Raw genomic sequence first — 19,676 nt, 5'->3', positions numbered from 1 at the left:
TGCGGGAGCCAATCGGGCTGAAACGGAGCGCCCATGCCGATCCTCGAAATCCTCGACTATGCCGGTGTGGCCGTGTTTGCCGCAACCGGGGCGCTGTCGGCCTCGCGCAAGCAACTCGACATCATCGGCTATCTGTTCCTGGCCTCGGTCACCGGCATCGGCGGCGGCACGATGCGTGACGTCGTGCTCGGCGCAACGCCCGTCTTCTGGGTCACCAATCCGACCTATCTTCTGGTCTGCGCGACGGTCGCCGTTCTCCTGTTCTTCACCGCCCATCTCTTCGATTCCCGCTACCGGGTCCTCGTCTGGCTCGATGCGATCGGGCTGTCGGCCTATTGCGTGATGGGTGCGGCGAAAGGCTATGCAGCGACGGGGTCGCCGAGCGTCGCGCTCGTTACCGGCATGCTGACGGCGACGTTCGGCGGCGTGCTTCGCGATCTGCTGGCCGGAGAACCCTCGGTGCTGCTGCGGCCGGAAGTCTATGTGACTGCAGCGCTGATCGGTGCCAGTGCCTACGTGCTGGCGACGATGGCGGGACTACCACTTGTGGCCGCCTCAACGCTCGGCGTGGCCTCGGCCTTTGCCGTGCGTGCCGGTGCGCTCAAGTTCGGATGGACGCTGCCGACCGGCAAGGCGCTGCCGGGCCGCGATCCGGACGACGTGATGTGAGCCTTTCGCACGTGCGTGCCTATGACAGGCGGCGGACAGCGCCGGTATCGTAGTTGATGCGGTGTCGGCCGCCACCCGGGCGGCTTCAGCGAAAGGGATACCGCATGCGTTTCTTCAGCAACAAGCTTGCCGCACTCGCCCTTCTTTGCATGGCCTCGCCGGCATTTGCCGCCACGACCGTCAAGGTCGTCGAAGGTGGTGAAGCGGGCGGCCCGATGACACTGACACTCGACCAGTCGACGATAAAGGCCGGAGAGACTGTCTTCCTGGTGCACAACGACGCCATGACGGAAGAGCACGAGATGGTGCTGGTGAAGCTGAAATCAGCCGACCAGAAGATCAATCTCATCGCGGCCAAGCATCGGGTCGACGAAAAGCAGCTCAAGAGCCTCGGCGAGGTTTCCGAGCTGAAGCCCGGAGCCGACGGCCAGCTGAAAGCCAAGCTCGCGCCGGGCAGCTACGTGCTCCTTTGCAACATCAAAGGACACTACGAGGCCGGCATGCGCGCCAATCTGACGGTGACGGAATAGCGGCGATCGATCGCCATCGCGGCCACCATGACGGTGGCCGCCGGATCAGCGGTCGTTTTTACGGCGCAGACGAATGACCACGTCGACATGGGCGATCTCCATGCCCTCGGGCGGTTCCGGCAGGTTGTCGATGTGGATGTTACTGACCGGAATATCGAGAACCTCGTTCTGGCCCTCGACGAAGAAGTGATGATGGTCCGACACGTTGGTGTCGAAATAGGTCTTGGCGCTTTCCACCGCCAGCACGCGGATCATGCCGGCTTCGGTAAACTGGTGCAGCGTGTTGTAGACGGTCGCCAGCGACACCGGCACGCCGGCCATGACGGCCTCTTCGTGCAGTTCTTCGACGGTCAGGTGGCGATCACCCTTGGCAAAGATCAGATCGGCGAGGGCAACGCGTTGACGGGTCGGACGCAGGCCTGAGTGGCGTAGCCTTTCTTCCGAACTCACTTCTGTTGCTTTCGTCATCAAGGGTCGTTCCATGTATCCCGGCGAAATTCACAATACTTCCTCCGCGATATAACTTTTACGTCCTCGCCTTTCAATAGATTCCAGCCCTGACAGGCGTTGCAAAGCCCGAAAAACCGGTCAAACTCGGGGAATGCTGGCAATTAACTCTGGTCGCGCCCACATTGATCCTGTAAGCGACGGCGGAGTGAAATCGCCATCAGAAGCGATGGAGACCGGACGGAAAACCGCAAGATCCGGGTCGCCACGCTTCATTTCAAGCCGAACTTGCTCTAAAGCAGGTCGGACAACACAATTTGTTACGCGGGGAAACATCTATTCATGACGACCAGACAATCCAGCTTCAGCTATGAGGAAATCCTGGCCTGCGGCCGTGGTGAGTTGTTTGGCCCCGGCAATGCCCAGCTGCCGCTGCCGCCGATGCTGATGGTCCACCGCATCACCGAAATCTCCGAGACCGGCGGCGCCTTCGACAAGGGTTACCTGCGCGCCGAATACGACGTGCGGCCGGACGACTGGTATTTTCCCTGCCACTTCCAGGGCAACCCAATCATGCCCGGCTGCCTCGGCCTCGATGGCATGTGGCAGCTGACCGGTTTTTACCTCGGCTGGCTTGGCGAGCCCGGCCGCGGCATGGCGCTTTCCACCGGCGAAGTGAAGTTCAAGGGCATGGTGCGTCCCCATACCAAGCTTCTCGAGTACGGCATCGACTTCAAGCGCGTCATGCGCGGACGACTCGTGCTCGGCACGGCCGACGGCTGGCTGAAAGCCGATGGCGAGACTATCTATCAGGCAACCGACCTCCGCGTCGGCCTGTCGAAGGATAAGGCCGAGTAAAATCCAGGCCTTTCCGCAGCCAACGAAATAAAGAAAAGGTCAGTACCATGAGACGGGTTGTTGTCACGGGCCTCGGCATCGTTTCCTCGATCGGGAACAATGCAGACGAAGTTACGGCGTCGTTGCGCGATGCCAAGTCGGGCATCACGTTTTCTCCCGATTTCGCCGAGAATGGCTTCAAGTGCCAGGTCTGGGGCGCGCCGTCGCTCGATCCGACCGAACTCGTCGATCGCCGTGCCATGCGCTTCCTGTCTCAGGGCGGCGCCTGGAACCACGTGGCGATGAAGCAGGCGATCGCCGACTCCGGTCTGGAAGAAGCCGTCATCGCCCGCAACGAGCGTACCGGCATCATCATGGGCTCGGGCGGACCGTCCACCCGCACCATCGTTGAAGCGGCCGACATCACCCGCAAGAACGTCAGCCCGAAGCGCATCGGCCCGTTCGCCGTTCCCAAGGCGATGTCTTCGACGGCGTCGGCGACGCTTGCCACCTGGTTCCAGATCCACGGCGTCAACTATTCGATCTCGTCGGCCTGCTCGACCTCGGCCCATTGCATCGGCAACGCCGCCGAGATGATCCAGTGGGGCAAACAGGACGTGATGTTTGCCGGCGGTCACGAAGACCTCGACTGGACCATGTCCAACCTGTTCGACGCCATGGGCGCCATGTCGTCGAAGTACAACGAAACGCCGGCGACGGCTTCGCGCGCCTATGACGCCAACCGCGACGGCTTCGTCATTGCCGGTGGCGCAGGCGTTCTCGTTCTCGAAGAACTGGAGCACGCCAAGGCCCGCGGCGCGAAGATCTACGCCGAAATCGTCGGCTATGGCGCCACCTCCGACGGCTACGACATGGTGGCTCCGTCGGGCGAAGGCGCGATCCGCTGCATGCGTCAGGCGCTCTCGACCGTGAAGGGCGAGGTCGACTACATCAACACCCACGGCACCTCCACCCCGGTTGGCGACAGCAAGGAAATCGGCGCGATCCGCGAAGTGTTCGGCAGCAAGATGCCGCACATCCAGTCGACCAAGTCGCTCACGGGTCACTCGCTCGGTGCGGCCGGCGTGCAGGAATCGATCTACGGCCTGTTGATGATGCAGGCGGGCTTCATCGGCGAAAGCGCGCATATCAGCGAGCTCGACCCGGAATTCGATGGCGTTCCGATCGTTCGCAAGCGCATCGACAATGCCAAGATCGATACGGTTCTTTCGAACTCCTTCGGCTTCGGCGGCACCAACGCAACGCTCGTCTTCCAGCGCTACAACGGATAACACCATGACGGGACTGATGACTGGAAAGCGTGGCCTCATCATGGGTGTGGCCAACAACCATTCTATTGCCTGGGGCATCTCCAAGGCGCTTGCAGCGCAAGGCGCGGAACTGGCCTTCACCTTTCAGGGCGAGGCTCTGGGTAAGCGCGTCAAGCCGCTGGCGGCCGAGCTCGGTTCCGACTTCCTGCTTCCTTGCGATGTCGAAGACATTGCGTCTGTCGATGCGGTCATCGATGCGATCAAGGAACGCTGGGGCAAGCTCGACTTCATCGTTCATGCCATCGGCTTTTCGGACAAGAACGAGCTGAAGGGCCTCTACGCCGACACCTCGCGCGACAACTTCAGCCGCACGATGGTGATCTCCTGCTTCTCTTTCACCGAGATCGCCAAGCGGGCTGCCGAACTGATGGATGAGGGCGGCTCGATGCTGACGCTCACCTATGGCGGCTCGATGCGCGTCATGCCGAACTACAACGTCATGGGTGTCGCCAAGGCAGCGCTCGAGGCGTCGGTGCGCTATCTCGCCGCCGACTATGGCGTTCGCGGCATTCGCGTCAACGCGATCTCGGCGGGCCCGATCCGCACGCTTGCCGGCGCCGGCATTTCCGACGCCCGGGCGATGCTGTCCTGGCAGCAGAAGAACTCGCCGCTGCGCCGCACCGTCACGATCGACGATGTCGGCAGCTCGGCCCTCTACCTTCTTTCGGACCTTTCGCGCGGCGTGACCGGCGAAATCCACTATGTCGATTCCGGCTACAACATTACGTCGATGCCGGCACTCGATGCGCTCAGGACCGCCGACGCAGAGTGACGGCAGCGGCAAAGCCGCTGACTGACGACCCAGCTTCTATAGAAAACCCCGGCGAGACACCTCGCCGGGGTTTCTTTTTTGAGGTCGGCAAGGCCCGACGGCCCGAGACAACATCAGTCCGGAAGGCCGGCCTTGTGGAATCCGTCCACGAAGTGCGCGAGCGTCGCTGCGTCACGAAACGGCTCGGTCGTCGCCCAGAAACCGGTCGTGAAATGCGGGTTGGCGACGAGGAACAGGTCGACCTCGGCGCGTGCCTCGTCGAACCGCCCCAATTGCGCGAGGCTCGCCGCCAGGAAGCGACGCGAGCTGGTGCGGTAGGTCTCGTCCTTGCGCAGCGTCTCGACCGCGGCTTCGTAGTCTCCGGCCGCATACTGCGCCTGGCCGAGTGTCAGATAGTACCAGCTTGCCGGATAGGGGTTCAGCCGGAATGCCTTGCGAATGTGCTCCAGCCCTTCCTCGACCCGGCCTGCCAGGATCGTGATGTCGGACAATGTCGCCCAGGTGTCGGCTTCGTTCGGGTCAAGCTCGATGGCCCTGGCAAATTCCGCGTCGGCCTCGGCGAAGTTGCGCTCATAGGCAAGCAGATTGGCCAGCACCCAGCGGCAACCGGCGTCGTTGGGATCGATCGCGACGGCTTTGCGCGCCAATTCCAGGGCGATGCCGCGGGTCGGTACGATCGGCTCGCCCCAGTGCACCCAGCCCATCCAGTGGTTCATGGCGAGCCAGCGATAGGCCTCGGCATAATCAGGGTCGAGCGAAACGGCGCGAGTGAGCATCAGATGCGCTTCCCGGGCGGTCTGCGGCGAATCGTCGATCAGCTTGCGCGCCCGCACGCAGAGATCATAGGCCTCGAGGCTCCTGGGGCGATTGCGTGACGGCGGGGTGCGCAGCCGACCGAGCAACGCCTCGACGATCTTGGCCGTCACCTCGTCCTGAACGGCAAAGATGTCTTCCAGGTTGCGGTCGAAGCGTTCTGCCCAGAGGTGCTCTCCGCTCAGCGCATCGACCAGCTGGGCGTTGATGCGTACGCGTCCGGAGGCGCGCCTTGCGCTTCCTTCCAGGAGGTAGCGCACGCCGAGGTCTTCGGCGATCGCGCGTACATCCATCGCCCTGCCCTTGTAGGCAAAGGTGGAATTGCGGGCGATGACGAACAGACCACCGCTCCGGGAGAGATCGGTGATCAGATCCTCCGTCAGCCCGTCCGCGAAGGAATCCTGATCGGGATCGTTGCTGAGATTGACGAAGGGCAGCACCGCGATCGAAGGCCGGCCCGGCAACGGCAGCGGCTTTCGCCCTCCTGCCAGCCGCTCGATACTGCCCATGAAACGGTAGCCGATGCGCGGAACCGTTGAAATCCACTCGCCGCCGTCGGCAGCGCGGCCGAGCAGCTTCCTGAGCTGTGCGATCTGTACGGTGAGATTGCCTTCCTCGACGGCCGTACCAGGCCAGGCCGCGTCCATCAGCTCGGTCTTGGCGAGGATTTCGCCCGGCCTTTCCACGAGCGCCGCAAGCAGCTTCACGCCGCGATGCCCGACCGCAACCGGATCATCGTTCCGCAGGAGCGTTCCCGCACCCGGATCAAGCACGAACGGACCAAAGGCAAAACGTGTATCCTGCATGCGGCGATCTATAGCCCGTTTGGAAGTTTTTGAGAACTTTTTGGAAGGGCTTAAGTACGGCGCCGATCCTATTCCGCAGAATCCAACCTCCTTCAGATCGAGGGTCCCCCCCGACCCTCAACGCCGATAGCGAGGTTGTCATGAACAACGCCCCCTTTCCCATTGCATCGCCTCAGGCCGCGGCGCCTGAGACGCCGAGGAGCCCGACGCGTTCGCATTCCCCTGTCGAGACGCTGAAACGGATGGTCGCCGCCTGGCGTGAACGGAACCAATTTCACCTAGAGCTCGATCGAAAGCTCAAGGGCGATCCGCATCTGATCGACGATATCGGCCTGACGCGACGTCAAGTCGAGGAGGAGCTCGCCAGGCCCTTCTGGCAAGTGCTTTGACGTGAGCCGCGCAATGACATCGGACCAGCGACCGCCACCGGCGCCGACCCTTGGCGAGGTGATCACGACGTTCCGCGAGGATCAGGCCCCCTGGGCGGCGATGGCGGGTATCATCGCCACCGTTACCGTCTTTGCCGTGGCGCAGGGGCTCACCTATCCGCTGCTCAGCTTCATCCTGGAGCGGCAGCGGACGGCACCCGCCCTGATCGGCCTGTCAGCGGCCATGACGCCGCTGGGGTTCATCCTGTCGGCGCCTCTGATCCCGATGCTTTCGCGGCGGCTGGGCGGTGCCCGGCTCGCGATCCTCTGTTCGGTGCTGGCCGCCAGTACGCTTGCCGCCATTGCGTGGACTGACGATGTCTGGGCCTGGATGCCGCTTCGCTTTCTGCTGGGCGTCTTCGCCAATCCGCTTTCCGTGATCAGCGAGACCTGGCTGGTGGCCATTACGCCCGCGTCCCGCCGGGGCCGCATCATGGGTCTCTATTCCTCCGTCGTTTCAGCCGGTTTCGCCATAGGGCCGCTGTCGCTCGGGATGGTCGGAACGGCGGGCTGGTCGCCGTTCCTGATCGGCATCGTGGCCTTTGTCGCCTGCGGCCTGATCTTGCTTGCCCTCGTGTCGCGCCTGCCGGCGGTGCCGCAGGATGGGGAAGCAACGTCCGTCGCCGGGTTTTTCGCGCTGGCGCCTTTGCTGCTGTTTGCGGTCGCAACGGCTGCGGCCTTCGAGCAGACCCTGCTTTCGCTGCTTGCGGTCTATGGCGCAGCGCTTGGCAGCAATGAGGAGCGCGTCGCGCCGCTCATCACCGGCTTCATTGCCGGCAACGCGTCGTTGCAGATCCTGCTCGGGCGCCTCTCCGAACGCTGGGGATCGAGGCAGACGATGCTGTTCTGCGTGCTTTCCTCCCTGGCCGGCTGCCTGCTGCTGCCATGGCTGTTCGAAAGCTGGCTCATCTGGCCGCTTGTTTTCGTCTGGGGCGGGGTGACGTTCGGGATCTATACCCTGTCGCTGATCCAGCTCGGCGAGCGGTTCAGCGGCCTGACCCTGATCGCCGGCAACGCCACCTTTGCCTTCGCCTGGGGCCTTGGCGGCATGGTTGGCTCGCCAGCAACGGGACTTGTCATGCAAGTGACGGGACGCCACGGGTTGCCGTTGTCACTCGGCCTGCTCTGCACCGTCCTTGCGGGGCTATTGGTTGTCGCGAGAAGGCGCGGCTGAGGCGCGCGCCGGTCCGCCTGCCTTTTGCCGGCAAGCTCAAATCAGGACGAACAGCACGAGCAGAGCCACGATGACCGCCAGCACGACGAAGCCCGTATGGGTCCGGCGTGCCGGGTCAAGCGGCGAGCGATAGAGGCTCTGCAAGAACGACATGGGCACCTCGGATGTCGCGCCATGTCCCTCGCCCTGCTTGATGTCCTTGGCAATAGCTTCGGCCGCATCCTCGCTCAAGGGCGGCCTGTTCACTCCCGACGTCATGGAACTCATCCTCCGGCAGTAAAACCGGGCACATGGTGAGCCGGATCTGCGACGAAGGCAACGGGCTAACTCTGACTTGCAGCCAGATGCAAAAAAGCCGGGTCATCTGCCCGGCTTTTTCCATTCTCGGATGCGCAAAATGCGTCCTGCCGCGTCTCAGCGCTTGGCCCAGAGCACCTTGAATCGGGCGTTGCGGCAGGTCTCGCCATATTCCTTGGAATTTTCCGCCAGCACCTGCTCGTAGGGAAGGCCACGATTGGCGACCATCATCAGCTTGCCACCCTGCTTCAGCGCCTTCAGCGCCGTCTTGATGATGGCGACGCCGAGCAACGGCTCAGCCGCGTGGCCTTCATGGAAGGGCGGGTTCATGACGATGAGGTCGTACTTGTCACGCGGCTCTTCGCTCGTCAGGTCGAACCAGTAGAAACGGGCCGGCATGCGCGGCGCGTTCGCCATCATGTTGACGCGGGCCGCCTCGAGCGCCTCGTGATCGGCCTCGAAGAGATCGACCCCCTTGGTGCCCGGTGACGCTTCAGCAAGCTTGGCTGCGAGATAACCCCAGCCAGCGCCGAAATCGGCGGCGTGGCCATGGAAATCATTCGGCAGACGCGACGCCAGCAGCTCGGAGCCCGCATCGATGCGGTCGTGCGAGAACATGCCGGGCGAGGCCTCGAACAGACCGTCGACGCGCACCGGCACCTTGGCAAGCTTTTGCACTGCGTCGGTGACATCTTCCGGGCGAGTGAACCAGAAGGCGACGCCGTGATACTTCGGCAGATGGTCGCCGTCCCATTCGAACTTGGCGATGCGCTTCTTCAGCGACTGGATGCCATCTTCCTTGCCGCCGGCAACGACGATCAGACCGCCCTCGCGCGTGCGCTTCAGCGCCTCGGCGATCCGGTCTTCGTTCTCGCCCTTGTGCTTGCCGCAGAGGATCAGCGTGACGTCGTAGTCCTCGCCGGTGATTTCAGGCGCCACGTCGGCGCGGGCGGCTTCCAGGGCGCGATAGAGCGGCCGCAGCGGCTGCACCGCCGAGATCGACGCCTCGAAGCCCTGCGGCAGCCTGTAGCCCGCCTCGGCGCCGAGGAACAGCACGCGCTCGCCCTCGCCCGGCGGGTCGATCACGCCGCTGTCGAACGGGTAAAACAGGGTCTTCAACGAATCTCGGCTCATCGGTCTATCCGTCATCTTCCTACAAGAAAGGGGCGCGGAGCGATCCGCCCCGCGCCCCGAATGCATTCGGGTGAAGCGCGCTTATTCAGCGGCTTCGCCGTCGCCCTTCTTTTCAGACTTTTCGGCAACGATTTCCTTGCCGGTGGCCTGGTCAACGACCTTCATCGACAGGCGAACCTTGCCGCGCTCGTCGAAGCCCATGAGCTTGACCCAAACCTTGTCGCCTTCCTTGACGACGTCGGTCGTCTTGGCGACGCGCTCGGAGGCGAGCTGCGAGATGTGGACGAGACCGTCACGGGCGCCGAAGAAGTTGACGAAGGCGCCGAAGTCGGCGGTCTTCACAACGGTACCTTCGTAGACCTGGCCGACTTCCGGTTCGGCAACGATCGAGTGGATCCACTTGCGGGCCGCTTCGATTTCCTTGCCGGACGAGGAGGCGATCTTCACGGTGCCGTCGTCTTCGATGTTGATCTTGGCGCCGGTCTTTTCGACGATTTCGCGGATGACCTTGCCGCCCGAACCGATGACTTCGCGGATCTTGTCGACCGGAATGTTCATGACTTCGATGCGCGGGGCGAACTCGCCGAGCTGGCCACGGCTTTCGGAAATGGCCTTGGCCATTTCGCCGAGGATGTGGAGACGGCCGCCCTTGGCCTGGTTGAGCGCGATGCCCATGATCTCTTCGGTGATGCCCTCGATCTTGATGTCCATCTGGAGCGAGGTGATGCCGGCGTCGGTACCGGCAACCTTGAAGTCCATGTCGCCGAGGTGGTCTTCGTCGCCGAGAATGTCGGAGAGAACGGCGAAGCGCTCATCTTCCTTGATCAGTCCCATTGCGATACCGGCAACCGGCTTTGCGAGCGGAACGCCGGCGTCCATGAGAGCGAGCGAGGTGCCGCAGACGGTGGCCATCGAGGACGAGCCGTTGGACTCGGTGATCTCGGAAACGACGCGCAGCGTGTAGGGGAACTGCTCGGCTTCCGGGAGCATCGGGCGGATAGCGCGCCAGGCGAGCTTGCCGTGACCGATTTCGCGGCGGCCCGGGGAGCCCATGCGGCCGGTTTCGCCGACCGAGAAGGGCGGGAAGTTGTAGTGCAGCATGAAGCGTTCTTTGTACATGCCGGTCAGGCTGTCGACGTACTGTTCGTCTTCGCCGGTGCCGAGCGTGGCAACGACGATCGCCTGCGTTTCGCCGCGGGTGAACAGCGCCGAACCGTGGGTGCGCGGCAGAACGCCGACTTCCGACACGATCGGGCGAACGGTTTCCAGATCGCGGCCGTCGATGCGGCTCTTGGTGTCGAGGATGTTCCAGCGAACGATCTTGGCCTGCAGGTGCTTGAAGACGGCGCCGATTTCTTCGGCCGAATGGGCCGGGTTCTCGATGCCCTCAGGCAGGAAGTGTGCCTTCACCTTGGCCTTGACGGCGTCGACGGCAGCGTAACGGGCAGCCTTCTCGGTGATCTTGTAGGCGTTGCGCAGCTCGTCTTCGGCAAGCGAGAGCATGGCGTTTTCGAGAGCGGAATGATCTTCGGCTTCGAATTCGCGCGGCTCCTTGGCAGCGACTTCAGCGAGCTTGATGATGGCGTCGATGACCGGCTGGAAGCCCTTCTGACCGAAGACGACGGCGCCGAGCATGACGTCTTCCGGCAGTTCCTTGGCTTCAGATTCGACCATCAGCACCGCTTCCTGGGTGCCGGCGACGACGAGGTCGAGGGTCGATTCGTCCATCTCGTCGAGATGCGGGTTCAGAACGTACTGGCCGTTGATGTAGCCGACGCGCGCGCCACCGATCGGGCCCATGAAGGGGATGCCCGACAGCGTCAGCGCTGCAGAAGCGGCGACCATCGACAGGACGTCGGGGTTGTTTTCGAGGTCATGCTGCATGACCGTGACGATGACCTGGGTGTCGTTCTTGTAGCCATCGGGGAAGAGCGGACGGATCGGACGGTCGATCAGGCGCGAGACGAGCGTTTCGTTTTCGCTCGGACGACCTTCGCGCTTGAAGTAGCCACCCGGGATCTTGCCGGCGGCGTAGGTCTTTTCCTGGTAGTTGACGGTCAGCGGGAAGAAGTCCTGGCCCGGCTTCGGCGACTTGGCCGAAACGACGGTGGCGAGAACGACGGTTTCGCCGTAGGTGGCGAGAACGGCGCCGTCAGCCTGACGGGCGATCTTGCCGGTTTCGAGCTTGAGCGGACGCCCAGCCCATTCGATTTCAACCTTGTGGGTATCGAACATGTTCTGTCCTTCGTGTGCGGCGGACCTCTCCGCGGCTGTTACAGCGCGGGCGGTCGAAGGGCCGCATGAAATGGCGCATCACGGGCAAGACAACGGGAGGCTTCACGCTTCAATCGGCTGTTTTCCGCTTTGCCCGACCATCCGCTTTCAGCGGCGTTTCCGGCAAGCAGGGGCCGAAGCATCCTGCAATCCTGCCCCATGACGGGCCATCGGTTGATCCGCGATACCGGCCCATCCGGCTCGCTGGATTCTCTCGTTTAGCCACGTTTCCTATGCGGCTGGAGAGTTTAATCGTCGAGCGTTCAACGCTCCATAAAAAAGCCGGCGGGCCGCAAAGACCCGCCGGATAAGTCGCTTAGCGACGGATGCCCAGGGCACCGATCAGCTTGGTGTAGCGCGCTTCGTCTTTCTTCTTCAGATAGTCGAGGAGCGAACGACGGCTGGAAACCATCGCGAGCAGACCACGGCGGGAATGGTTATCCTTCTTGTGGCCCTTGAAGTGTTCGGTCAGGTTGTTGATCCGTTCCGTCAGGATAGCAACCTGGACTTCCGGAGAACCGGTGTCGCCTTCAACGGTTGCAAATTCCTTGATGAGCTGAGCCTTACGCTCTGCAGCAATCGACATCGGATGATCCTTTCGATTTCGAGGATTTCGGGACGCCGTCAGCCGGGATGTCGTCCAGCTGCGGCCGTGAATGCAACGGGCATGCGCCTTTTGCTGGCGTGCCTATAAACGAATTGGATGAAAAAGGAAAGGGTCATGGACCGGCGCCCGGGAGGGCCGGAGGAAGACCTCAATTGCCGGTCGGGAACGGGTGCACCGGCGGCGATTTCATTCGGCCGCGATCGGCAGGAGTGCGGCCCCGATCGAGGGAGAAAAAGTGACGGCGGCAGGTCATGGCGCGTCATCCCCTTCGGCCGGTCGCGGCACGGTGATCCGCCACTCGATGCCGTCGGCATGCATCATCCGCTCGAGCCCCGCATTCAGGGCCATGCCGAGCATGCGTTCGAGCACGAGCGTGCCAAACCCCTTGCGGATCGGATCTGAGGGCTTGCCCGCGAGATCGGCCCCCTCCTCCCGCCAGCGTATGGCAATGCCCTCATCCTCCAGCGACCAGCTCAGCTTGACGACGCCTGAGGTGTTGGCGAGCGCGCCATATTTGGTCGCATTGGTCGCGAGCTCGTGCAGCGCCATGCCGAGCGTCTGGGCGATCTGGGTCTCGAGCCGCAAAGGCGGGCCGGACAGGATCACCCGCCTCGGATCGTCAGGCGTGAATGGCTGCAGCTGGTTCTGGGCCAGTTCCCGGAAATCGACCCCTTGGGCGGCGTTGGCGATCATAAGGTCGGTGGAGCGGGCGAGCCCGGCGATGCGCTTGCGGAAACTGTCGGCGAAATCAGCGGCACTCTCGGCCGAATAGACCGACTGGTTCAGCATGGACTGGATCACCGTCAGCTGGTTCTTCGAGCGGTGCGCCACCTCGCGCATCAAGAAACGGATTTCGCTCTCCGCCTTGGTGCGCGCGGCCGCCGCACGGGCCAGAGCTGCCGAGACCTGTTCGACCTCGGCGATCATATGCGGGCGCGGCTCGATCCGCTCGCCGGCGCCAAGGCGGCGGGCATCCTGCGCCACGAGCTTGACGCCCTGCGACAACAGCCGCGCGATTGCCAGCGAACCGGCGATCGCGATGCCGGCAAAGATGATGCCGCCGAGCGAAAGCCACAGGAACGACCAGACGGCCGGAGCATCGACGATCGCCCGCGGCGCCCAGGCGATGATCCGCCAGCCGGTGATCACCGAGAATTCGGTCGCCACCCGGTACTCCGTGCCGTTCTCCTTGATGTTGCGAACGCCGATGCTGATCGCCGGAACCTTGTCGAGGAAGAACGGCTCCCCGGCCTTGACCGCCGCGTCCGAGGAGATGATGACCTTTCCCGCGCCGTCGACGAGGGCCGCGTTCCAACCAGGCGACAGCGTATCGCGGTTGACGGCCTTGGCCATGTTCTCGGCGTTTTGCGTCAACGCCAGCAGATACTCCTCACCGGTCGAGAGTTTTGCCGGCAGATAAACGTTGAACACCCATTTTCCGGCGGTCTTGCCGAAGAAGACGTTGGAGACGAGCGGCGCGCCGCTATTGGTGAAGGCGCGCTCGATGGAGTCCGCATCCGACCCCTTGCCAAGCTCAGTGCCGAAGGGGACGCGGGTGTTGAGCCGCTGCTCGTGCTTGCGATCTATGACGATCAGGTCGGAATCCGTCTGCGCGAGCGCCGTCGAGGCTCTCTCGTAGAAGGCTTGCAAATTGTCGTCCTCGATCGCCCGCGAGGTCGACAGCACCTTCAGCGTCGTCAACATGCCCTCGATATCGCGCTCGACGATGCGCGTCACCGATCCGGTCGAGGCCTGCAGCAGCGAGGTGATGACCTGTTCCTGCGCGTCGACGCTGCGCTTCAGCACGACCAGCGAAAAGATGAAGGCCGGAACGATGGCGACCAGCAGCAGCGACGTCAGATAGAAACTGAACGGGCGGGTCAGCCGATGACGGGCGCGATCAACCATCGCCGCCAGGCCATCGCTTGCCCTGCGCTTTCCTTCCTCCGTCACACCGGTCACCTGCAACGTCCCTTGCGGTTCCCTGTCGGCGGCATCAACGCCTTCGGCGCACGCCGCCGCAAGCGGCGCAACCGCCAAACGGCAACGAAACGCGATACGGAAACGGAATCACCTCGGATGGCCTGGGAACCCATGCCGGGATCATGCGTCAAGGATAAAGCAAAGGCAAATGGTTCCGGGTGCTTAGCTTCCGGCGAAGACGCGCTTGGGGCGGAATTCGCCCTCGGCGATCTCACCGATCGCGACCAGCTTGCCGCGCGCCGTGGCATAGGCCTCGGGCGTCGCCAGCGGTGCGTCGCGGCCGCGCAGGATAATGGGATTGCCCATCCTGAGACGGTGCGCCTGGTCGTCGTTGACAGGCACGTGCGGCAGGCTGGAAAGCGCCTCGCCGGTCTCGATCAGATAGGCGTCGAGTGCCGCCAGACGTTCCTGGTCGTCCTCGATCTTTTCCAACGCCACCAGGTCGGCAAGCGGCACCATGTCCTCTTCGCCGAAGGGCGCGACGAAGGTGCGGCGCAGCGACGCGATGTGGCCGAAACAGCCGAGGTCGCGGCCCATGTCGCGGGCGAGCGAGCGCACATAAGTGCCCTTGCCGCATTCGATTTCGAAGTGGGCCAGGTTGGGTGCGGCACCCAGCAGAGTCAGCCGGTGGACCTCGACCTCGCGGGCCGGGATTTCGACCGTCTCGCCGTCGCGGGCGAGATCATAGGCGCGCTCGCCATCGATCTTGATCGCCGAGAACTGCGGCGGCACCTGGCTGATGACGCCGGTGTATTTCGGCAGAAGCGCGCGGATTGCCTCTACGTTCGGCCGTTCGGCCGAGGAATGGGTTACTTCGCCTTCGAGGTCGTCGGTGGAGCGTTCCTCGCCCCAGGCGACGGTGAATTCGTAGATCTTGCGGCCGTCCATGACGTAAGGAACGGTCTTCGTCGCATCGCCAAGCGCGATCGGCAACATACCGGAGGCCAGCGGATCGAGCGTGCCGGCATGGCCAGCCTTCTGGGCCTTGAACAGCCACTTGATCTTCGAGACGGCTTCGGTGGAGCCGAAGTCGAGCGGCTTGTCGAGGATCAGCCAGCCCGAGATCGGGCGGCCCTTGGGCTTACGCGGTTTGGACATGAAATCTACTATTCTTCGTCTTCGCTGGTCTGGTCGAGATCGCGGCTGACTTCCGGCGAACGCAAGAGCTCGTCGATCTTCTTGTAATTGTCGAAGCTCGTATCGTCGCGGAAACGAACGTCGGGCATGTATTTCATCTGCCGGAGCTGCGGACCGAGGCGGCCGCGAATGTACTTGGCATTGCGGTTGAGCGCGTCGATGACCTCGGCATGGTTGGGCACGCCAAGCGGCGTGACATAGGCCGTGGCGATCTTCAGATCCGGTGACATGCGCACCTCCGAAATCGCGATGACGGTCTTCTCGATCACCGGATCGCGGACCTCGCCGCGTTGCAGAACCTGGGTGATGGCAGCGCGCACCTGTTCGCCGACGCGCAGCATGCGCTGGGAGGGGGCAGAGGATGTGGCTTTGCTCATGGTCGTTGCTTTCCAAGGTATTGCGCCCGCTCGGGGCGGCAAACCGTTTTACTCTTCAGCGTAATATACCTTCCGTGCCTCAGGCACGGGTAGCTCTGATTGCCTGCGCCCGCTTTCTTCGACGCAGTCCCAGAAAGACACCCGTAGCCGTCAACACGAGCGCGGACAGCAGTTGGATCAGTTCGAACTGCGGATGTGCGCAACCCTCATTGATGGCCGACTGCCATACCTGGTGCGCGGCATCTCCCCAGGACGTAATGGCCACCAGGAGGAGGAGGCCGCCGAGAAGGCTCCCGACCCAAAGCAGCGCCCGAAGGCGCAAAACCGCTGAACCGGTAACGAGACAGAAAAGCGCCGCCAGGCCGACCCAATTGGTCAGAAAAGCGGCCACCTCGTTGAGAACCGAGAATTTCTGACCATCCCATTCGGGATAGATCTTGTCGCAGACTTCCGCGAAGGCCGGCGTCCACCAAAACGACACAACAGCGGCCAGGGCCGCCGTTGTGCAGATTTGCCGGGCTTTCAGGCCCATTAGAGCGTCCGGGTGATATGCTCGACGCGGAAGCACTCGATCGTATCGCCGGCGCGGATGTCTTCGTAGTTCTCGAAGGCCATGCCGCATTCCTGACCGACATTGACTTCCGAGACTTCGTCCTTGAAGCGCTTGAGGGTCTTGAGCTTGCCTTCGTGGATAACGACGTTGTCGCGAACCAGACGGACACCGACGCCACGCTCGACCTTGCCTTCGGTGACGCGGCAACCCGCGACCTTGCCGACCTTGGTGATGTTGAACACCTCCAGGATCTCGGCGTTGCCGAGGAAGGTTTCGCGACGCTCGGGCGAGAGCAGGCCCGACATCGCCGCCTTCACGTCATCTACCAGATCGTAGATGATGTTGTAGTAGCGGATTTCGATGCCGGCACGCTCGGCGGCCGAACGGGCCTGCGAGTTGGCGCGGACGTTGAAGCCGATGATCGCGGCGTTCGATGCCTCGGCGAGCGAGATATCGGACTCGGTGATACCGCCGGCACCCGAATGCACGATGCGCGCACGCACTTCGTCGGTTCCGAGCTTGTCGAGAGCACCGGCGATCGCTTCGATCGAACCCTGCACGTCGCCCTTGATGACCAGCGGGAACTCCTTGAGGCCGGAGGTCTGGAGCTGGGTCATCATCTGCTCGAGCGAACCGCGCGAGCCGGACTGACGGGCAACCTGCTTCTCGCGGGCGAGACGCTGGCGGTACTCGGAGATCTCGCGAGCACGGCTTTCGTTCTCGACGACGGCGAACTTGTCGCCGGCTGCCGGCGTACCGGACAGGCCGAGCACCTCGACCGGCATGGACGGACCGGCTTCCTTGACGTGTTCGCCCTTGTCGTTGACAAGCGCGCGCACACGGCCCCACTGATCACCGGCGACGATGATCTGGCCCGGACGCAACGTGCCCTTCTGTACGAGGACGGTGGCAACCGCACCGCGACCGCGGTCAAGCTCGGCTTCCACGACCGTACCTTCGGCCGTCCGGTTCGGATTGGCGCGCAGGTCGAGGATTTCCGCCTGAAGCAGGATCGCTTCGAGCAGCTTGTCGAGGTTGGTGCCGTTCTTGGCGGACACTTCCACGTCGAGGACTTCACCGCCCATGGATTCGACGAAGACTTCGTGCTGCAGCAGCTCGGTGCGAACCTTCTGCGGATTTGCCGACGGCTTGTCGACCTTGTTGATCGCCACGATGATCGGAACACCGGCCGCCTTGGCGTGGTTGATCGATTCGATCGTCTGCGGCATCACGCTGTCGTCAGCCGCAACCACCAGGATCGCGATGTCGGTCGCCTGGGCACCGCGAGCACGCATGGCGGTGAACGCCGCGTGGCCGGGGGTGTCGATGAAGGTGATCTTGTTGCCGTTCTGCTCGACCTGGTAGGCGCCGATGTGCTGGGTGATGCCACCGGCTTCGCCGGCCACCACGTTGGCGTGGCGGATCGCATCGAGCAGCGACGTCTTGCCGTGGTCGACGTGACCCATGATCGTGACGATCGGCGGACGCGGTTCCATTTCTTCGTCCGTGTCCGAAACGTTGAAGATGCCCTCTTCGACGTCGGATTCCGAAACGCGCTTGACCGTGTGGCCGAATTCGCCGGCGATGAGTTCGGCCAGGTCGGCATCGATCAGATCGCCGGGCTTCATCATCTGACCTTCCTTCATCAGGAACTTGATGACGTCAACGGCGCGCTCAGACATGCGCTGCGACAGCTCCTGAATGGTGATGGTCTCGGGCAGGATGACTTCGCGCGAAATCTTCTCGCGGGTTTCCTGCATCTGGCTGCGCTTGAACTTCTCCTGGCGGCGACGCATGGCCGACAGCGAACGGGCGCGCTGGCCGCTATCCTCGTCGGCGGCGGTGGTCAGTGTCAGCTTGCCCTGGCGGCGACCGTCGTCGCCCTTCGGGCGGGCCGGAACCTTGGCAGGCTCGGGACGCACGACCTTGCCGCGCGCCGGACCTGCGCCGGGACGCGGACCACGATCGTCATCCTTTTCGTTGTCGACCTTACGGCCGCGCAGTGCGCCGGCCGGAGCCGGGGTCGGAAGTCCACCTGCCTGGTCGGCGGGCCGTCCGGCCTGCGGGCGGCTGTCAACGCGACGCTCGGTGGAAGCCGGTGCGCGAGCAGCCACGGGGCGCTCTTCAACAACCTCTGCGGCCTTAACTTCGGCTTTGGCTTCGGGCTCGGCCGCCGCGCGGGCTGCTTCCTCGGCAGCGCGGCGTGCGGCTTCTTCCTTCTCCTGCTGGAGACGGGCTTCTTCCTCACGCTTGCGGCGTGCTTCGTTCTCAGCGCGGATGACCGCTTCTTCGGCGTCCCGGATCTGGGCTTCGGCCAGAGCACGGCGGCGCGCATCGATCTCACCGGCGGATAGCTGGTTCAGAACGACACCGACGCGCGGACGATTGGCCTGGTTGGCTTCCTGACGCGTCGAATGCTGCTGCGGCTGCGGCGCCGGGCGACCCGAAGGCTGCGGCTGAGCCGGGCGCTGATCGGCCGGGCGCGCAGCGGGAGCTGCAGCAACCGGTGTGATCGGACGCTCGTCCTTGGGGCGGTGGAAGGGGCGTTTCTTGGTTTCGACCACGACCGCCTTGGTGCGGCCACGGCCCATGTCCTGACGCACGGTCCCCTGCGAAACCCCGTGGGGCTTCAGGGTCAGCGTCTTCTTGCCCGCTGCGCTGCCTGTCTTGTCGTCGTTGTTGTCGGTCATTCCGTTCCGTTCCTAGCGATCAGGGCCGGATGCGTATCACCTGACCCTGTCTTCCAAATTGTCTCAAACAATGTACGCGATGCCAGACTGTGCCGGTGACGCGGGTCATTGCTGTGGCTTGCCAGCGCCGCCGTCGGCCCGGACCGGGACGGATCCTCGGTACTTTTCGAGCATGATTGCGCGCTTCACTACACCTTCACCCGCCTGCCCTGCAAGCGCTGCGGCATGGATAAAAGCATTACTTCCTAAAAGGCCCTCCATTTCCGCCCCGGTGAAGGGACGGAACGAAGGTATTTCCATTTCATCGTCGGCCACAAAGCTCATCGCCTTGCGGGCCTGGTCTATCTTGCGCACGCCGTCGGCCGCAGCGTCGGACGCATGAAACACGGCGAGTGCCGCCAGTCCCCTGACGGCCTGCTCCGTCTTCGTTGCGCCGGAGATGAACTGGGCCGCCTTGCGCGCCATGTTCATCATTCCGGCCAGTTGCTCGGCGAGCAGCCGGTCGACATCGTCGGCGAGCGTCGCGTCGGCCTTGACGTCCGCCTTCAGGGCGCGGGCGAAGAACTTCTTCGCCACCGCCTTCTCAATCAGCGCCCGCTCGGCCTTGACCCAGCAGCCGCGCCCCGGAAGCTGACGCTTCAGATCGGGAACCACGCGACCGTCTGGCCCAGCCACGAAGCGGATCAACTCGTCTGGCGAACCGCTTTCACGGGTGACGATGCAGGTCCGCGTGCTGCCGTTGCGATCCTTCGGCCCCCCATCCGTGGGCAGGGCGTCCGAAGGCAGGCTGTCGGCATGATCAGAGGCGATCATCGTC

20 protein-coding genes are annotated in these 19,676 nt (G+C 63.4%); 8 read left to right on the top strand and 12 right to left on the bottom strand.

From position 1 onward, the window contains the following. Nucleotides 1–33: 33 nt before the first annotated feature. Entirely contained in the window at nt 34–669 is a 636-nt protein-coding gene (locus IB279_RS00725) for a trimeric intracellular cation channel family protein (RefSeq protein ID WP_034804739.1), read from the top strand. Between the two features lie 104 nt (nt 670–773). Further along, nucleotides 774–1,199: a plastocyanin/azurin family copper-binding protein gene (locus tag IB279_RS00720; RefSeq protein WP_034804743.1), complete on the top strand. Its 426-nt coding sequence runs from the start codon at nt 774–776 to the stop codon at nt 1,197–1,199. Between the two features lie 45 nt (nt 1,200–1,244). Here the strand turns inward: IB279_RS00720 and irrA are convergent, their stop codons facing one another. Next, the gene (gene irrA / locus IB279_RS00715; protein WP_029742380.1) at nt 1,245–1,667 is read right to left on the bottom strand and encodes an iron response transcriptional regulator IrrA; all 423 of its coding nucleotides are present in this window, start codon (nt 1,665–1,667) and stop codon (nt 1,245–1,247) included. Nucleotides 1,668–1,988: 321 nt separating this feature from the next. On the opposite strand from irrA, the gene fabA reads away from it, so the two are divergent. The 3 genes from fabA to fabI are packed head-to-tail and all read left to right on the top strand — an operon-like array spanning nt 1,989 to nt 4,586. Beyond that, nucleotides 1,989–2,504, top strand: coding sequence for a 3-hydroxyacyl-[acyl-carrier-protein] dehydratase FabA (gene fabA / locus IB279_RS00710; protein ID WP_029742379.1), 516 nt, complete (start codon nt 1,989–1,991; stop codon nt 2,502–2,504). A gap of 47 nt (nt 2,505–2,551) precedes the next feature. Continuing rightward, entirely contained in the window at nt 2,552–3,775 is a 1,224-nt protein-coding gene (fabB, locus tag IB279_RS00705) for a beta-ketoacyl-ACP synthase I (RefSeq protein ID WP_029742378.1), read from the top strand. A gap of 4 nt (nt 3,776–3,779) precedes the next feature. Continuing rightward, a complete protein-coding gene (gene fabI, locus IB279_RS00700; RefSeq protein WP_029742377.1) occupies nt 3,780–4,586 on the top strand; it encodes an enoyl-ACP reductase FabI in 807 nt (268 codons plus the stop codon). 113 nt (nt 4,587–4,699) lie between these two features. Here fabI and IB279_RS00695 read toward each other — a convergent pair whose 3' ends face one another. Continuing rightward, the gene (locus tag IB279_RS00695) at nt 4,700–6,205 is read right to left on the bottom strand and encodes a winged helix-turn-helix domain-containing tetratricopeptide repeat protein (RefSeq protein WP_060519517.1); all 1,506 of its coding nucleotides are present in this window, start codon (nt 6,203–6,205) and stop codon (nt 4,700–4,702) included. A gap of 140 nt (nt 6,206–6,345) precedes the next feature. Between IB279_RS00695 and IB279_RS37045 the strand changes: the two genes are divergently transcribed. Together IB279_RS37045 and IB279_RS00685 are read left to right on the top strand one after the other, a co-directional pair. Beyond that, nucleotides 6,346–6,594 carry a DUF1127 domain-containing protein gene (locus IB279_RS37045; RefSeq protein WP_246801834.1) on the top strand — a complete coding sequence of 83 codons (249 nt, stop codon included), beginning with the start codon at nt 6,346–6,348 and terminating at the stop codon, nt 6,592–6,594. A gap of 13 nt (nt 6,595–6,607) precedes the next feature. Next, the gene (locus IB279_RS00685) at nt 6,608–7,807 is read left to right on the top strand and encodes an MFS transporter (protein WP_113186893.1); all 1,200 of its coding nucleotides are present in this window, start codon (nt 6,608–6,610) and stop codon (nt 7,805–7,807) included. A gap of 36 nt (nt 7,808–7,843) precedes the next feature. Here the strand turns inward: IB279_RS00685 and IB279_RS00680 are convergent, their stop codons facing one another. The 3 genes from IB279_RS00680 to pnp form a co-directional block, all read right to left on the bottom strand. Further along, a complete protein-coding gene (locus IB279_RS00680; protein WP_029742372.1) occupies nt 7,844–8,065 on the bottom strand; it encodes a hypothetical protein in 222 nt (73 codons plus the stop codon). 156 nt (nt 8,066–8,221) lie between these two features. After that, entirely contained in the window at nt 8,222–9,238 is a 1,017-nt protein-coding gene (locus tag IB279_RS00675) for a class I SAM-dependent methyltransferase (protein ID WP_113186894.1), read from the bottom strand. Between the two features lie 81 nt (nt 9,239–9,319). Continuing rightward, nucleotides 9,320–11,473 carry a polyribonucleotide nucleotidyltransferase gene (gene pnp / locus IB279_RS00670; RefSeq protein ID WP_029742370.1) on the bottom strand — a complete coding sequence of 718 codons (2,154 nt, stop codon included), beginning with the start codon at nt 11,471–11,473 and terminating at the stop codon, nt 9,320–9,322. 65 nt (nt 11,474–11,538) lie between these two features. Here pnp and IB279_RS00665 point away from each other — a divergent pair, with 65 nt between their 5' ends. Then, complete coding sequence (locus tag IB279_RS00665; protein WP_162732959.1) at nt 11,539–11,823, top strand: hypothetical protein; 285 nt, start codon at nt 11,539–11,541, stop codon at nt 11,821–11,823. Nucleotides 11,824–11,828: 5 nt separating this feature from the next. Here IB279_RS00665 and rpsO read toward each other — a convergent pair whose 3' ends face one another. The 7 genes from rpsO to IB279_RS00630 all read right to left on the bottom strand — a co-directional run bounded on the left by rpsO (nt 11,829) and on the right by IB279_RS00630 (nt 19,672). Next, complete coding sequence (gene rpsO / locus IB279_RS00660; protein ID WP_029742369.1) at nt 11,829–12,098, bottom strand: 30S ribosomal protein S15; 270 nt, start codon at nt 12,096–12,098, stop codon at nt 11,829–11,831. A gap of 270 nt (nt 12,099–12,368) precedes the next feature. Beyond that, complete coding sequence (locus tag IB279_RS00655) at nt 12,369–14,081, bottom strand: sensor histidine kinase (protein ID WP_192338920.1); 1,713 nt, start codon at nt 14,079–14,081, stop codon at nt 12,369–12,371. 183 nt (nt 14,082–14,264) lie between these two features. Further along, the gene (gene truB / locus IB279_RS00650; protein WP_113186895.1) at nt 14,265–15,200 is read right to left on the bottom strand and encodes a tRNA pseudouridine(55) synthase TruB; all 936 of its coding nucleotides are present in this window, start codon (nt 15,198–15,200) and stop codon (nt 14,265–14,267) included. An 8-nt stretch (nt 15,201–15,208) separates the two neighbouring features. Further along, nucleotides 15,209–15,616, bottom strand: coding sequence for a 30S ribosome-binding factor RbfA (gene rbfA, locus IB279_RS00645; protein WP_029742366.1), 408 nt, complete (start codon nt 15,614–15,616; stop codon nt 15,209–15,211). A gap of 79 nt (nt 15,617–15,695) precedes the next feature. Next, nucleotides 15,696–16,148 carry a hypothetical protein gene (locus IB279_RS00640; protein WP_029742365.1) on the bottom strand — a complete coding sequence of 151 codons (453 nt, stop codon included), beginning with the start codon at nt 16,146–16,148 and terminating at the stop codon, nt 15,696–15,698. Then, nucleotides 16,148–18,859 carry a translation initiation factor IF-2 gene (gene infB / locus IB279_RS00635; protein WP_034804758.1) on the bottom strand — a complete coding sequence of 904 codons (2,712 nt, stop codon included), beginning with the start codon at nt 18,857–18,859 and terminating at the stop codon, nt 16,148–16,150. The genes IB279_RS00640 and infB overlap by 1 nt, the downstream gene beginning before the upstream one ends. Before the next feature lie 105 nt (nt 18,860–18,964). Next, nucleotides 18,965–19,672: an RNA-binding protein gene (locus tag IB279_RS00630; protein ID WP_029742363.1), complete on the bottom strand. Its 708-nt coding sequence runs from the start codon at nt 19,670–19,672 to the stop codon at nt 18,965–18,967. Nucleotides 19,673–19,676 lie beyond the last annotated feature (4 nt).

This window comes from Ensifer sp. ENS06, assembly GCF_014852205.1.
Classification (GTDB): Bacteria; Pseudomonadota; Alphaproteobacteria; order Rhizobiales; family Rhizobiaceae; genus Ensifer; species Ensifer adhaerens.
This window is presented reverse-complemented; position numbering and strand designations above follow the sequence as displayed.